The sequence below is a fragment of the Pradoshia eiseniae genome, from assembly GCF_002946355.1.
GTDB lineage: Bacteria > Bacillota > Bacilli > Bacillales > Pradoshiaceae > Pradoshia > Pradoshia eiseniae.
On record NZ_PKOZ01000002.1, the window covers coordinates 362118 to 376907 of the forward strand.

At 41.9% G+C, this 14790-nt stretch carries 11 protein-coding genes; 9 read left to right on the forward strand and 2 right to left on the reverse strand.

Annotated features, from left to right (window positions below; translation table 11 throughout):
• The first annotated feature begins 68 nt into the window (after positions 1-68).
• Positions 69-1170 (forward strand): peptide chain release factor 2 gene (gene prfB, locus CYL18_RS06545; protein ID WP_104848677.1). Its coding sequence is split into 2 segments (ribosomal slippage): positions 69-140 and positions 142-1170, totalling 1101 coding nucleotides; the frame shifts between segments, so codons are not numbered across the junction.
• 82 nt (positions 1171-1252) lie between these two features.
• Here prfB and CYL18_RS06550 read toward each other — a convergent pair.
• Complete coding sequence (locus CYL18_RS06550; RefSeq protein WP_104848678.1) at positions 1253-4570, reverse strand: CDP-glycerol glycerophosphotransferase family protein; 3318 nt, start codon at positions 4568-4570, stop codon at positions 1253-1255.
• A gap of 236 nt (positions 4571-4806) precedes the next feature.
• Positions 4807-6876 (reverse strand): glucosaminidase domain-containing protein, encoded by a 2070-nt coding sequence (locus CYL18_RS19660; RefSeq protein WP_104848679.1) that lies wholly within the window; start codon positions 6874-6876, stop codon positions 4807-4809.
• Between the two features lie 247 nt (positions 6877-7123).
• Between CYL18_RS19660 and CYL18_RS06560 the strand changes: the two genes are divergently transcribed.
• The 8 genes from CYL18_RS06560 to CYL18_RS19595 all read left to right on the forward strand — a co-directional run bounded on the left by CYL18_RS06560 (position 7124) and on the right by CYL18_RS19595 (position 14766).
• The gene (locus CYL18_RS06560) at positions 7124-8050 is read left to right on the forward strand and encodes an ABC transporter ATP-binding protein (protein WP_104848680.1); all 927 of its coding nucleotides are present in this window, start codon (positions 7124-7126) and stop codon (positions 8048-8050) included.
• The gene (locus CYL18_RS06565) at positions 8047-8949 is read left to right on the forward strand and encodes an ABC transporter permease (RefSeq protein ID WP_104848681.1); all 903 of its coding nucleotides are present in this window, start codon (positions 8047-8049) and stop codon (positions 8947-8949) included. Before CYL18_RS06560 ends, CYL18_RS06565 begins: the two co-directional genes overlap by 4 nt.
• A gap of 144 nt (positions 8950-9093) precedes the next feature.
• Positions 9094-9975: a YitT family protein gene (locus tag CYL18_RS06570; protein ID WP_104848741.1), complete on the forward strand. Its 882-nt coding sequence runs from the start codon at positions 9094-9096 to the stop codon at positions 9973-9975.
• Positions 9976-10408: 433 nt separating this feature from the next.
• Positions 10409-11095: a cell division ATP-binding protein FtsE gene (gene ftsE, locus CYL18_RS06575; protein WP_104848682.1), complete on the forward strand. Its 687-nt coding sequence runs from the start codon at positions 10409-10411 to the stop codon at positions 11093-11095.
• Complete coding sequence (gene ftsX, locus CYL18_RS06580; protein WP_104848683.1) at positions 11085-11978, forward strand: permease-like cell division protein FtsX; 894 nt, start codon at positions 11085-11087, stop codon at positions 11976-11978. Before ftsE ends, ftsX begins: the two co-directional genes overlap by 11 nt.
• Before the next feature lie 77 nt (positions 11979-12055).
• The gene (locus CYL18_RS06585; RefSeq protein WP_104848684.1) at positions 12056-13336 is read left to right on the forward strand and encodes a murein hydrolase activator EnvC family protein; all 1281 of its coding nucleotides are present in this window, start codon (positions 12056-12058) and stop codon (positions 13334-13336) included.
• 189 nt (positions 13337-13525) lie between these two features.
• The gene (locus CYL18_RS06590; RefSeq protein WP_236636293.1) at positions 13526-14644 is read left to right on the forward strand and encodes an AimR family lysis-lysogeny pheromone receptor; all 1119 of its coding nucleotides are present in this window, start codon (positions 13526-13528) and stop codon (positions 14642-14644) included.
• Positions 14641-14766: a hypothetical protein gene (locus CYL18_RS19595; RefSeq protein ID WP_269089183.1), complete on the forward strand. Its 126-nt coding sequence runs from the start codon at positions 14641-14643 to the stop codon at positions 14764-14766. Before CYL18_RS06590 ends, CYL18_RS19595 begins: the two co-directional genes overlap by 4 nt.
• Positions 14767-14790: the final 24 nt, after the last annotated feature.

The following is a 14790-nucleotide window of genomic DNA, read 5'->3' on the forward strand; positions in this document are numbered from 1 at the left end:
GGACGGCTTCTCTTATGCCGGCTCTCTTTTTCCTGATTAGCGTGAAATAATAATAGAGGTGAATGTGAATGGAAATCGCAGAAATTCGCAATGAGTTAGAAAAAACAGCCAAGCGCTTGGCGGACTTTAGGGGGTCTCTTTGACTTAGAAGAGAAAGAAGCGCGCATCATGGAGCTTGATGAGATTATGTCTGAGCCAGAGTTCTGGAATGACCAGCAAAAAGCTCAAACCATCATCAACGAAGCCAATGCCCTTAAAGAGCAGGTTGGCGAATTCAACTCCTTGAATGAATCCTACGAAAATCTCGAACTAACCTTCGAGCTAATTAAGGAAGAGCCAGATGAAGAACTTCAGGCCGACCTTGAAACTGAATTAATTGAGCTATCTGAGCGTGTCAATGCGTTTGAACTGCAATTGCTGCTTAGTGAAGAATATGATAAAAATAATGCCATCCTTGAATTGCATCCAGGTGCAGGTGGAACCGAGTCCCAAGACTGGGCATCCATGCTCCTTCGTATGTACACAAGATGGGCCGAGAAAAAAGGCTTTAAAGTGGAAACACTTGATTATCTTCCTGGTGATGAGGCAGGCGTGAAGAGTGTAACACTCGGCATTCGCGGCCATAATGCCTATGGCTATCTGAAAGCAGAGAAGGGAGTACACCGTTTGGTTCGTATCTCACCATTCGATTCTTCGGGCCGTCGTCATACATCCTTCGTCTCCTGTGAGGTTATGCCTGAATTCAACGATGAGATCAATATTGAGATTCGCACGGAAGATTTGAAGATTGACACATACCGGGCAAGCGGCGCCGGCGGTCAGCACATCAATACGACTGACTCAGCCGTCCGGATTACGCATATACCGACGAATGTTGTCGTGACATGCCAATCTGAGCGCTCCCAAATCAAAAACCGTGAAGCAGCGATGAAAATGCTGAAATCTAAGCTCTACCAGCGCGAAATCGAGCAGCAAGAGGCTGAACTCGCTGAAATCCGCGGTGAACAAAAGGAAATCGGCTGGGGCAGCCAAATCCGTTCCTATGTCTTCCACCCATACTCCATGGTTAAAGACCATCGAACAAACGCTGAAACAGGAAATATCGGCGCTGTCATGGACGGCGACCTCGACATGTTCATTGACGCATACTTGCGTTCAAGACTTTCATAATTTGGGAAGAAGCCTACAAAGAGTAAGGTTCTCATCCCCTAAACAAAGAAGCCAGCATCTTCATCATGCTGGCTTCTTTTCTTTATTGTTCTTTTTTAGTAAAAACCTTCTCAACGACACGGTCGGTTGCATGTCCATCCTCTAAGTGGCAATAACGCTCATAGAACTGTTGGTATTTCTCGTGGTATTGATCTTCTACTTGTTTGAGTCTGTGTAAGGCATTTATTAATTCGTCGCTCGTCTGTAATAATGGCCCTGGCGCCTCTTGTTCGAAATTCATGTAGAAACCTCGAGTGTTATCGCGATATTCTTCAAAGTCATACACGTAAAAGAGCATAGGACGCTTTAAATTCGCATAATCAAACATGACGGAAGAGTAGTCTGTCACTAAAACATCTGATACAGTCAATAATTCTTGGATATCAGAGTAGCTTGAAACATTATAGACAAAGTCTCTTAGCTCCTCAGGCACTCGTACCTTATTGCTGATTACAACGTGGAGTCGAAGCAGTAAGATATATTCATCAGCTAGTTGTTCTTTCATGGCTTCCATATCAAATGGGATTTCGAAGGTAAATTTATTGGCCCCATTTGTTTGGTTGTCTCTAAATGTAGGGGCATAAAGAATCACTTTTTTGTCAGCCGGTAAATTCAGTTTCTCTCTTACTCTGCTTGCAACCGCAGTATATTCTTCTTGATAGAATAAGTCATTGCGCGGATAGCCGACCTCTAGTACCTCTCCTTCGTAATGGAAAGCGCTTCTGAACGCTTTTGTAGCATAAGCGCTTGGGGAGATGAGATAATCCCAATTTTTAACTGCTCTGCTGACTCGCTCAGTATACCCTTCGTTTCGTCCCTGTACATGCTCAATATCGAAAAGCATTTTCTTGAGCGGTGTACCATGCCAGGTTTGCAAATACGTTGTTTGACTGCTCTTTTTAATATAAGAGGGGAAATTTTGATTATTCACCCAGTAGCCTGCTTTAGCTAAATAGTAGTAGTATGCAGGACTTAAGCGTTTCACTTTGCGTGTATCTGGATCTCTAAAATGGACATCTTTATTCACGAACCATACTTTCTTGTATGGAAGTTTTTCTTCTAAGATTTTTTCGTAAATCATCCTAGGGCTGTCTGCGTATTGTTTACCCACACCACTCTCAAAAACGATTAAATTCTTATCAACCGGAAGGAAAACACGCATGAATGTATAAGCTGCTTTCATGGCAGGGAAATAATATTTGCTCTCTCTGAATTTATTCCCAATTCCTTTGACGATAGGCTGTTTCTGTAACCGATACAACAGCTTTGGCTTAAGGGATTTATTGCTGGCAAGCTCGAAGATTCTCTTGGATGATGACCGATCTGAATACTTCAGGAATTTTCTCGCACGAATCTTATAGGTATCCTTCATGACAAAATTATGTGACGCGTATTCTTCAATCATTTTTAATAGTTCATCTAAATCATTCGTTATGTCGCCTGGCAAATCCTCATCCAAGTTCAAATGGGATGGTCGCTTTCCGATAAAACGATCGCGGTCGAATTGATAATAAATAACCGGTTTTTGCAAGAAGCTGAAATCGAATCCTACACTAGAATAATCGGTAAGCATCATGGCACTTTCTTTGATTAAAGTCTGTACATCAATTTCTCCTTGTGAAATGACTTGATAAGGAGAATCACGGAAATAGTCCGTATATAGCTGCATATTAGGATGCAGACAGAAGATAATGTCAAAATTATAGATTTCACTCAGCTTACGCAAGGATTCACTTTTAACAAGATCTTTATATCGGTCATAATATTCACTTTCAAGGAAATCTTCTTCTGTCAGGATCCAATCACGCCATGTAGGGATTATTAGTAATTGGCGTTTTTCTTCGACATTATCAGACAATAATTCATCAAATCGGGATAAGCCAGTGACATAGACTTGGTCAGGTGCATAACCAAAGTCATTCACAATCATGGCCTTCTCGAAATCAGAGCTTACAAGGAAAATGTCTGTATCAAAGCCAGGGGCATTCTTCCCATAATTGGCTATCATATTTTTAGTACCCATTACTCCATGCTGGAGGAAGATTTTTAGTGCATGCACCTTCCTTTTAAAGCGTTGTGTTCGAATGGGATATAAATAATCGGCATGATGGGAGGATATAATCCGTTTGGCAATTAAACTTAATTTAATATGTTCTTTCGATTTGAAATAGACGACATTTCCATAGGGTTCCACATTTTTTGCCTCAGGGGAATCCCGGTCAATTACGTAATAGACGGGTAGCTCAGGATGATTCTCACGGACATATTTGAAAAAATGATATCCAGTATCCTGTGCTTTATATGGGCGCTCACCTATTAACCAAATATTCTTTGGTTTGTTCACAAGCCGAAGAAGCCATGACCAACGCATCAACTTTTGTAGATACTCGAGGTTTTCGGCCGAGTAGCTTAAAACCTCGAGAGCAAGATTTGATGCTTTAAATGTATAATATGGATTGACAGAAATTCCTTTATTGCCTATAAACTTTGTAATATCTTGGGCAAAATATCTTGCGCGGAAGGTTGGGCGTCTTAGTTTCACCAAATAGGGTTCTTGCAAATCATTTAATTTGAGTTGCAAGAATACATCATATATTCCTTCCTCTAAAAGGTTGCTACCGTTGGTCAGTGGTACAATTACCTGATAACTATAACGATTTAATCCGAATTTTTTCCTAGTTTCTTCTTGATTATAGATAAAGTTTGCTGATGTTAGGTATTCTTCATTCGTGGCTCGGTTTTTCAGTAAAAGATTACCCTGTTGAATCATCGAATGTCTTGTAAAGATTTGACCATGGACTTCCATCTCTTTTCCTCTTCTTTTTATGCTATCAATTTGAAGACGGATAGAAGGCTTTAGTTCCATGTCAACACTAAGAGAGAGATTCCCCTTTTTTGTGACAAAAAGAATCCCTTTTCTTCCATGAATATAATAAGGCGAGAATGTACTTGCGATGTCTGTTGTTTGGAAACGACCAAGACGAATTTTGTATTGAAAGACTTCCTTTCCATTCTGTTGAACTACCTCTGCAGAATGACTTAATTTATCATAGCGTTTTTCGCTGATTTCTTTTGTAGGGACTTGTATGGTTAAATACCAATCGTAATAATCCTCTATGTCAGGAATTATTTCCATTAAATTTTCCAAATGGATCCTAAACTTAAAATTAGGGCTAGGGTCTATTTTTCCTGCTAAAAACCATTCTTCTGTTTCCCGCGATTTTAGCCAAAGTTCTGATACCGTGTCTGTTTCTGTATTCAATTGACCAGAAATGTATAAAATATCATCTGTTTGTTTAATATTAAGGTAATAATTTCGACGTTTCTTTTGTCGTTTAAATAACTTTAATCTATTTAACATATTCACCCACCTGACTGATATGATGATAGGAATAGTATGAATCACGAGGTATAGAATATGCAAGGGAAAAAACTAGTGCAAGGGTAAAATACTTTAAAAACAAAAAGCAACTCAATGATTATTAACTAGCATTGTCAACTAATCATAAAACTTCATAGTAATATAAAGGGTTATTTAGAATTGCGCGAAAAAAACAAGGGGGGAAATCCCCCGGCAGTTTGCCGGAGGTTATAAAATTATTCTTTGTAAGAAGGGATATCATACAATAATGTATATTGTGTCAGAAGCCCATAAATCTGTGCCATTCGAGCAGTCTGTTTGACGGCCCAGCCAATATCGGTTGCATATTGGTGGGAGGCATAGCCTTTCGTTGCCATGGATTCAGGGTTCCAGCGCATTTTGTACAAGGTATCCTGCCCAGCATGGATATAGGATTTGGCGACGAAAGCTGCACCGCCGACGATGGCTTTCTCGACGGATGTCCAGCCTTGATTATAGGCGTATTTGGCGCCGGTCCCGTTCGGGTCATGATCATAGGCGCCGATTCCATACATATTATAAACAGTCGTACCGTTATACTTAATTCCTGTCGCGAGAGGGCTTGTTCCATTTGCCGTTTCCAGGAGTGCGTGACTGATTAAATAGACTTCATTAATGCCATTGGAGGAGGCTGCTTGAATGAAGCTTGCTGCCTTTCCAGCCAGGACACCTTTTTCGTTTAGGACATTTTTGTTTATTTCTGTTGCACTCGTGCCGGCAGGTTCGGATAGAATCAAGAACTGATAATATTCCCTGCTGCCTGGTGTATAGTTCTCTGGGTCTAAGTATTTTCTCACTTGAGCTGCTGTTGCACTTTTCCAATATGAGTCGTCCCATGATGCTGCTCGTGATCTATATAAGAGCTCATCGTTAGACACTCTAATGTTTGATGCATCTGTAACTGGGCTCATCTTCATTTGAAGGGAAACAGCCTTATCCAAGGTCAAGCCATAGTTGGTAATCGTTTGACTGCTGACGTCGCTCTTTTTGATGTATCCCGTTTGATTGACGCCATTGACTTTGATTTCCGTTACGTACCAGTTTGCACTGTAGCCACGGTATTTAAGGACCGAGTTTTTCGCATAAGTTTTCAAGCTTCCTGCCGTTGTGGAGGGTTTTTCATAAATCTTAGTAGGATTTTTTTGAGCGAGACCCGTTTGTTGGGTACTTTCTTCCGTGACCTTTTCCAGATGACTTTTTAGTATGTACCCTGTCTTCTTCTTTCCATCAACATAAATGGTGGCACGATACCAAGAGTCTGTGTAGCTATAGACCTTTAAAATGGAGCCTGCCTCGTAGGTTTTTAATGCTTTGGCGTTTGTGCTTGTATAAGCATAGACACTTGTAGGATTCTTTAAGGCGATACCTTTTTCAGCCTTGCTCGATGGGTTTGGAAGAACGACAGAAGTCTTTGGCACATAGGCTGTTTGATATTTACCGTCCACCTGTACGTTTGCTTTGTACCAGCTAGCTGTGTATGTGTATAGTTTGAGAATGTAGCCTTGTTTATATGTTTTAATCGCTTTGGCGCTTGTTGAAGGTGTTTGGTACATGACGGTAGAGTTCAATTTGGCAATAGCCTCAATTTGAACAGGGTTCGGTACGAGGGTTTCAACCGCGCTCTTTTGTATATAAACTGTTTGCCACTTTCCGCTGGCCTTAACCTTCGCTTGATACCAAGATGTAGAATAGTCATAGAATTTCAGAACAGCACCAGCAGCATAGCTCTTGATGACTTTCGCGCTTGTTGAAGGTGACGCATACGTTTTCGTTGGGGCGTTGATGGCAATTCCTGATAATGCTTTTCCCGACAGTCTTGCTGCAGACTCACTTATTCCTGCTTCGCCAGTTGATTCTTCAAGTGATACAGTTGGTTTCACTTCTTCAGCTTCTATTGCTGGTTCTTCTTCGGCCGAAACAATGATTTTCTCTGTATCTAGTAAATCTTCGTTAGCTGATATGTTTTCCGATTTTACATACCCATCCCAGATTTCGTTTCCATCAGCTGAAACAAATTGCACATGGCTGTATTCCTCTAATTCCTCGAGAATGATGACTTCAGAATCGCTATCCAATTGAGTTAACACAGGGCTGTCCATTGCCGTGGTTTCATATAGATAAATTGGTTCTCCGTCTTCAGAAATCAGTGTACCAATCGCTTTTTCTGCTGGATCCTCTAATTCTGTGGCAAAAGAAACAGCTGGTAAGGAAGAAAGAAGGAGCATGGTAATCATTAAAAGAGATGTGAATTTCTTAGCTGTAAACATAGTGTCTCCTCTATTAATTTTTTAATATAGTATTTTCTATAAAATTTCTTCCACCTCCTTATATAGGAACAATGTATTTTAGCAGTTTTATACGATAATTTACGAATTTGGGTGGATTTGTAATAAATTTTTAAAAATAGATGAATATCCTTCCAAATCTACATTGAAATAATTTGTAATATTATGAAACTTTTCCATATTTTTTACGTTATAGTAGATATAGATTATTAAAAAAGGAAGTGGGCGAGTGGCGGATAAAGTATTAGAAGTGAAATCACTGACGAAGAGGATCAGGCAAACGGCGATTGTGGATGATGTGAGTTTTGATGTGAAAAGAGGGGAAATATTTGGCTTGCTCGGTCCGAACGGGGCTGGCAAAACGACTATCATCCGTATGATTGGTAGCCTGATTAACCGCACAAATGGGAAGGTTATCATTAATGGGCATGATCTTGATGATGAATTTGAGCAAGCGATGAGCGACCTTGGGGCGATTGTTGAGAATCCTGAGTTTTATAAGTACATGAGCGGACGCAAGAATTTAATCCATTATGCACGCATGGCAACAACTCCTATTGAGCCTGGGAGGCTGGATGAGGTAGCAAATCTCGTAAAGCTAGATCATGCGATGGAGAAAAAGGTGAAGACCTACTCTCTTGGTATGCGCCAGCGGCTTGGTGTGGCACAGGCTATCCTTCATAAGCCGGCTCTCTTGATTCTGGATGAGCCGACAAATGGTCTTGATCCGCAAGGCATTAAAGAGTTTCGGATGTATTTGCGGGAGCTGGCCAATGAAGGAATCGGGGTTCTGGTATCCTCCCACTTGCTAGCGGAGATGCAGCTTATGTGCGATCGATTCGCGGTCATCGAGAAAGGGAAACTGATACATATCGAGAATAATCAGCAGCAGGGTGAGGAAGAGGAGCAGAGGGAGATTGCTTATTCCGTGGGTGATGTACTGGCTGCTGCGAAGGTCCTTCGCGAGCAGATCCCTCAGGCTGACATCTTAAAGCAGGATGTGCAAATGATTACGGTAAAAGCCACGAAGGAGCAATCAGCTGAAATTGTGCGTGCCTTTGTGAAGGCAGATATCGATGTCTATGAGATGAGTGTGGTCAAGAAATCATTGGAGGATCGTTTCTTTGAGATCACGAAGCAGGAGGTGGGCGTATGATTGGGCTTATTCGCAATGAATGGATGAAATTATTCTCAAAGATGTCCACCTATATTTTTGTCGGATTTATGGTCTTGGGGATTATCGGTGCAGGATTTATCTCGAATTTCCTGAATAACGCAACCGAGCAGGATGTAAAGGAAGCTAAGCAAACTCTCGCTGATTCGAATGCTAGTGAGGATGATAAGCTGATGGCAGCTGATATTCTCGCGAGCAGTGAAGGGAATATGACGGAGACGGTATGGGATTTCATGGCTGATTGGGCGATTGGGCTTGTCTCGTTCATTACGTTGTTCACAGTCATTGTTTGCAGCGGGATGGTCGCATCTGAGTTCTCTGATGGCACGATTAAGCAGCTGCTGATACGGCCGCATAAACGCTGGAAGATTCTTTTGTCGAAATATGTCACATCGCTTATGTTTGCCGGCATGCTGCTTTTCACGCTGCTTGTATCTGGTTATTTGGTCGGCCTCATCTTTTTCGGGAATGGTTCATTTACGGCAGAAATCCCTGATCCATCCCTTTCAGGTGATATGGTAGAGGTTGGAGGCTATTTCGTGGATATGCTCCTTTATTGGATTCCGGGCTTCTTTATCATTATCACAATCGCGTTCATGCTGAGCACGCTTTTCAAAACGACCTCCATTGCGGTCGGGGTTGCGGTGTTTATCTTGTTTGCGTCCTCAACGTTAAACTTCGTTATCTTGAATTTGGTCGATCGGTATAGCTGGTTGAAGTTCATTTTATTCCCGCATCTGGATTTGCGGAGCCTCTTCTTGCTCGATTTAAGCTATGAAGGTGCGTCAATTGGGTTCTCGCTTGGTTTGTTAGCTGTCTATTATATTGTGTTTCTTGCTATAACGTTCTTTGTCTTTAGGAAAAGAGATATCGCTATTTAAAGAGGGGCTCAGGATTTCTTCCTGGGCTTTTTATTATTGTCTGATTATTGTATCTTAACTGGCTTTCATTGTGTCTCTTCCTGTTTTCATATAAAATGGATATGTTTTGATGATATGGAATGATGGAGGGCTAGAAGTATAGTGATGAAATTAATAAACAGCAGGATGAAGCATCCTCTTTTAACAGCAATAATGGATTATATTTATGTCCTTATCGGGTCTGCAATTGTAGCCATCTCCTTTAATATTTTCCTCCTGCCGACAAAAGTGGCATCAGGCGGCGTGAGCGGAATCAGCACAATCACGTATACATTGTTTGGCTGGGAGCCTGCCTTTGTACAGTGGTCATTCAATATCCCGCTCTTTATCGCTGGCGTGATTTTGCTTGGGAAACAATTCGGTCTTAAAACAGCTGTCGGGACAGTTTTCTTCCCATTTGTCGTTTTCTTGACGAATGGATGGTCACCGGCTACGACAGATCCGCTGCTTGGCGCCTTATTCGGCGGAATTGGTGTTGGACTTGGACTTGGTGTTGTCTTCCTTGGAAAAGCTTCAACAGGCGGGACGGATTTGGCCGCACAGATCATTCATAAATACACGGGCCTATCACTTGGTATGTGTGTCGCTATGATTGATGGTTTGATTGTGCTGGCGGCAGCGCTCGTATTTGATATTGAGCAAGGCCTGTACGCCCTGATTGGATTAGCTGTCACGGGCAAAACGATTGACCTTGTCCAAGTCGGAATCCAGCGCTCGAAGACGGTTATGATCATTACCAATTATGAGGCAGAAGTCAGAAAGGCTATCTTGGAGGAAGTGGACCGTGGCGTGACAAGACTGACTGCACAGGGAGGCTATACAGAAAGTGACCGTCCTGTCTTAATGTGCGTCATCGACCAATCGGAATTCACGAAGCTGCGCCAGGTCGTGCAATCGATTGACAGGCATGCATTCGTTGTCGTGATGGAGGCAGCTGAGGTTCTCGGAGAAGGATTTAATAAAGCAAGATCGCAGGAGCGCGAATAGCTGGAAATAATAATTTTTTGCTATTTGTGCCGTTAATTGCTAAGATAGACTCTGGTCAATTGATTCAAGCATAAATAGCAGGCAATGAGAGTTTTGAATAGATAGATGAGACATAACAAAAAACCGGAAGATGATAAGTCTGGCCGGTTTTTCTATTGTCATTTCAATGCCTGAATATCGGATTCTAAAGAGGCTATTTGTTATAAGGGAAGAAAGCTTTATCTTATATTTAGAGAGATTTAACCATCTTTGATAAATAAGGGTAATCTAGTTGAAATATAAATGTAATATAACAGTGGTTTTTCTGACATTATCTGATGTTATAATATATCATGACAAAAGGCGGATAAATATATCAAAATACGACAAACGTCGATAAAATGAATAGATAGATTTTAGTACAACATGAAGGTGGAAATTAGGTGAAAACGACATGATAGAAATGAAGAATGTTCAAAAGACATACCCGAATGGCGTTTCAGCAGTAAAAGGCCTGAATGTAAAAATTCAATCGGGTGAGTTTGTCTATGTAGTTGGTCCGAGCGGCGCTGGTAAATCGACTTTCATCAAGATGATGTATAGAGAAGAGAAGCCGACAAGCGGTACGATAACCATTAACGGAAGAGATATCGCCAATATTAAAGACAGGAAAGTCCCGCTTTTGCGCAGAGATATCGGTGTGATTTTCCAAGACTTCAAGCTCTTGAACAATCTGACCGTGTTTGAAAACATTGCCTTTGCGCTTGAAGTAACAGAAGAGAAACCACAGGCCATCAAGAAAAAGGTTATGGAAGTGCTTGAGCTGGTTGGCCTAAAACATAAAGTAAGAATGTTCCCGAATGAATTATCTGGGGGAGAGCAGCAAAGGGTTGCCATTGCCCGCTCCATCGTCCGCTCGCCAAAGCTCGTGATTGCGGATGAGCCGACAGGTAACCTGGACCCGGACACATCTTGGGAAATCATGAAGATATTCGAAGAGATCAACAGCCTCGGTACAACTGTTATCATGGCGACTCACAATAAAGACATCGTTAATACGCTGCAGCACCGAGTCATTGCCATTGAGGGCGGTTTAATCGTGCGGGATGAACAGAAGGGAGAATACGGTTATGAATTATAGAACCTTCTTCCGCCATGTGAAGGAAAGTTTCAAAAGTCTGGGCCGCAACGGCTGGATGTCATTTGCGTCCGTAAGTGCCGTTACCGTGACCCTGTCATTGGTCGGCGTATTCGTCGTCCTAATGATGAACTTGAATAATTTTGCTACCAATGTAGAGAGTGATGTCGAAGTTCGTGTGCATATTGACCGCACAGCTACACAGGAGCAAGCAGATGAGCTTGGCACCACCTTAGAGAGTCTCAGTCAAGTAGAGAAGGTAACCTTATCTTCCAAGGAAGAAGAGTTAACGAATATCATTGACAGCATGGGTGATGACGGAAAAGCCTTTGAATTATTTGAACAGGATAATCCGTTGAATGACGTTTATGTTGTCAAAACCAAAACGCCTCAGGATGTCATGGTTGTTGCCCAAGAGGCTGAGGGAATGGATTATGTAGAGACAGTTGAATACGGACAAAACTATGTCGAAAAGCTGTTTAATATCGTCAGCGTATCGAGAAATGTAGGAATCGTACTGATTGTTGCCTTGCTCTTCACTGCGATGTTCTTAATCTCTAACACCATTAAAGTGACAATCTTTGCAAGACGCCGGGAAATTGAGATTATGCGGCTTGTCGGCGCGACGAACGGGTTTATCCGCTGGCCATTCTTCCTTGAAGGGTTATGGCTTGGTGTACTCGGGTCCATCATTCCGATTTCACTCATCGCGTTCGGTTACAAGTATCTGTATGATCATCTCAGCCCATCGTTGTCGATTGACTACATGCAGATGCTTAGCTATAACCCATTCATCCTCCAAGTATCAGGCTTGCTTGTCCTGTTTGGCGCTATAATTGGAGTGTGGGGAAGCTTAATGTCTGTCCGTAAATTCTTGAAAGCCTAACAATTAAAGGCCCCTTATTAAAGGGGCTATATACATAAAAGGTACGTTTTACTGTTGGAAGGGAAGGGGAAAGCCACGTGAAGAAGTTTATGGTCGCTATCACAGCGTTTATGTTGTGTTTGGCAGGAATATCTGCAGGGGGGAATGTGCAGGCAGAATCGATTGGCTCTTTAAAGGAGAAGAAGAGCACAATTGAGAAGAAAAAATCATCCGTTGAATCCAATATTTCAGAAACGGAAAGTAAGATCTCAGACATCAAAAATCAACGAGCATCGATAGAAGCAGAATTGAAAAAGGTAGAAAAATCAATCTCCGAGACAAAAGAAGAGATTGCTAAGAAAGATAAAGAGATTGCCTCTACTAAAGACAAGATTGCGAGTCTGAAAGAAAGCATTAAAGAGACAGAGGAACGAATCGCTAACCGAAATGAGATTCTGAAAGAACGCGCACGTGCTTATCAGCAAAACGGCGGTAGTTCAAGTTATCTGGAGGTACTTCTAGGCGCGAATAGCTTTGGTGAATTTGTCGAACGCCTTGGTGCTGTAACGACCATCATGAATGCGGATAAGGACATCATCGCTGAACAGGAAGCAGACAAAGCCCGCTTGGAAGAGCAGAAGGCAGAAGTCGAAGAGAAGCTTGCCAGTTTGAACAAAATGATGGATGAGCTCGTCAAGATGAAGGAAAAGCTTGATGGGCAAAAAATCGAGAAGAATAAGCTGATGGCTGTGCTGAAATCGGAGCAGGCTGAGCTTGAGGATGAGAAGCTCTCCCTTGAGGAAGAGAAAGAAATCTTGGCTAATCAGGAGTCAGCCGTAAAGAAGGCCATCGAGGCTGAGAAAAAACGGCAGGAAGCCGCCGCCGCTGCAGCAGCAGCTGCAAGTGCAAACTCTAGCTCCAGCTCTTCAGGTTCCTCTGGAACATCTGGTGCGGTATCTTCCGCCCCAGCAGTGACATCAGGTAAATTCATGCGTCCAGCAGCCGGCTATGTATCTTCTAGATTTGGCAGCCGCTGGGGCAGAAACCATAATGGAATTGATATTGCCAAGTCAGGAACGGTTCCTGTTGTCGCCTCTGCGGCAGGGGTTGTCTCTCGTGCAAACTATTCAAGCTCTTATGGAAATGTCGTGTACATTAACCACTATATTGATGGACAAGTTTATACGACAGTATATGCCCATCTGCGTTCGATGAATGTTTCTGCTGGACAATCTGTCAAAAAGGGACAACAAATCGGATTAATGGGCAATACGGGCCGATCTTTTGGCCAGCATTTGCACTTTGAATTATATGTTGGCGGTTGGACGGCATCTAAATCTAATGTCGTCGATCCGATGAAGTATTTAAGCGGAATGTAATATACTAGCGCAGTTCGATAATGAACTGCGCTTTTATTAATATTTTCAGGTGGAATTTTCAGATAAAATACGAATGTTGTCGAATATTCGACAAATTTGGTGGTCGAATTTTGTACACAAGCGTTCGATAAGCTGTTAAAATTTGTATTAAATAGTCAATTATACTAGGTGGGATGTAGCTTGGAGAGCATGGTTTTTAAAGATTATATGATCAAGGACGATCGTCAATTCAGCCGGTTTTTAATGGAGAAGGTTAACCTGCTTGATACGTCCCAAGTAAATTCAAACTCGATTTTATCCTCACTGAATGAACTATATCGCAATGATTATGAAAAGCAGAAATACTTCCTGCAAGACTACTATTGTACCTACTTAGACTCTATGAAACCTAATATTCTTATGGAATATTATTTAATGCAAGGTGATATAGAGGAGCTCGAGACTCTCATGCAAATGGAGAGAGAACGGGGAAGCAAGGACATGCAGACATGGATTACGATCTATCAGATCCTTCTTAAGAACCAAAAGGGAGAATTGTCTGGTACGGACTTAATTGACGAAATATTCAAAGTGAAGAACACGAATAGCGAATCGCTCATATTCTCATTAATTGTTCATTTATATGGAATCCAGGAAACAGGATTATTTGAGCCCTTTCATAAGGTGCTCAAAGTCGTAGCACCAATGGTTGAACTGATGGAAAATGAATATTTGCGGGAAGCTTACAGGATTCGACTGATGGAAATGGAAGCCATGACTTATTTATACATGAATGAAATTGAACAATGCCGGGCGAAATGCCTGGAGGTTATCAAGCGCAATGAGCTGCAGTTCTACTTCCCGATTGTGTACGCCAATTTCTTTCATATTCTTGGTCAATCCTATATGTTTGAGAACTTTGAGGTGGCGAAATATTGGGTTGAACAAGCTCGTGACGCCCTATTAAGGCTATCTGGAAACCGTGCAGCGGATCGAACGCAGTATACGGTTAATACAATTGATTTTCTTCATTCCTTCTGGGGAATTGATATACATACTGAACCGGCAGATGAGGCAGAAAAAGCACACAGGCTTATTGTCTTGGGCCGGGTAAATGAAGCGGTGGACATTCTTGACAGCTTGAAGAGAACAAGAGGATATTTAACTTCCTACCAGCTGTTTTATTACGGATTGGCTACGAATGATGACAGCATTTTAAGTGTAGCCAGGGATGTATTCACTTCGAATTCTAATTATTTCTACCTGCAATTATTGGACACAGAGAATTTACACAAATATAAAAATCAAATTAGGAGGATGAATCAATGAAAAAATTAGCTGCAATCTTTGTTCTAGTTCTTGCTTTGGGCGCGACAGCTGTTGGAGGAACTTTAATGGCTGCAGACCCGGGCCCAATTGCCCCTGGCGGCAGCTCAGCTATTGATGGCTGATTTATGAGCATAAGCAGGACAGGC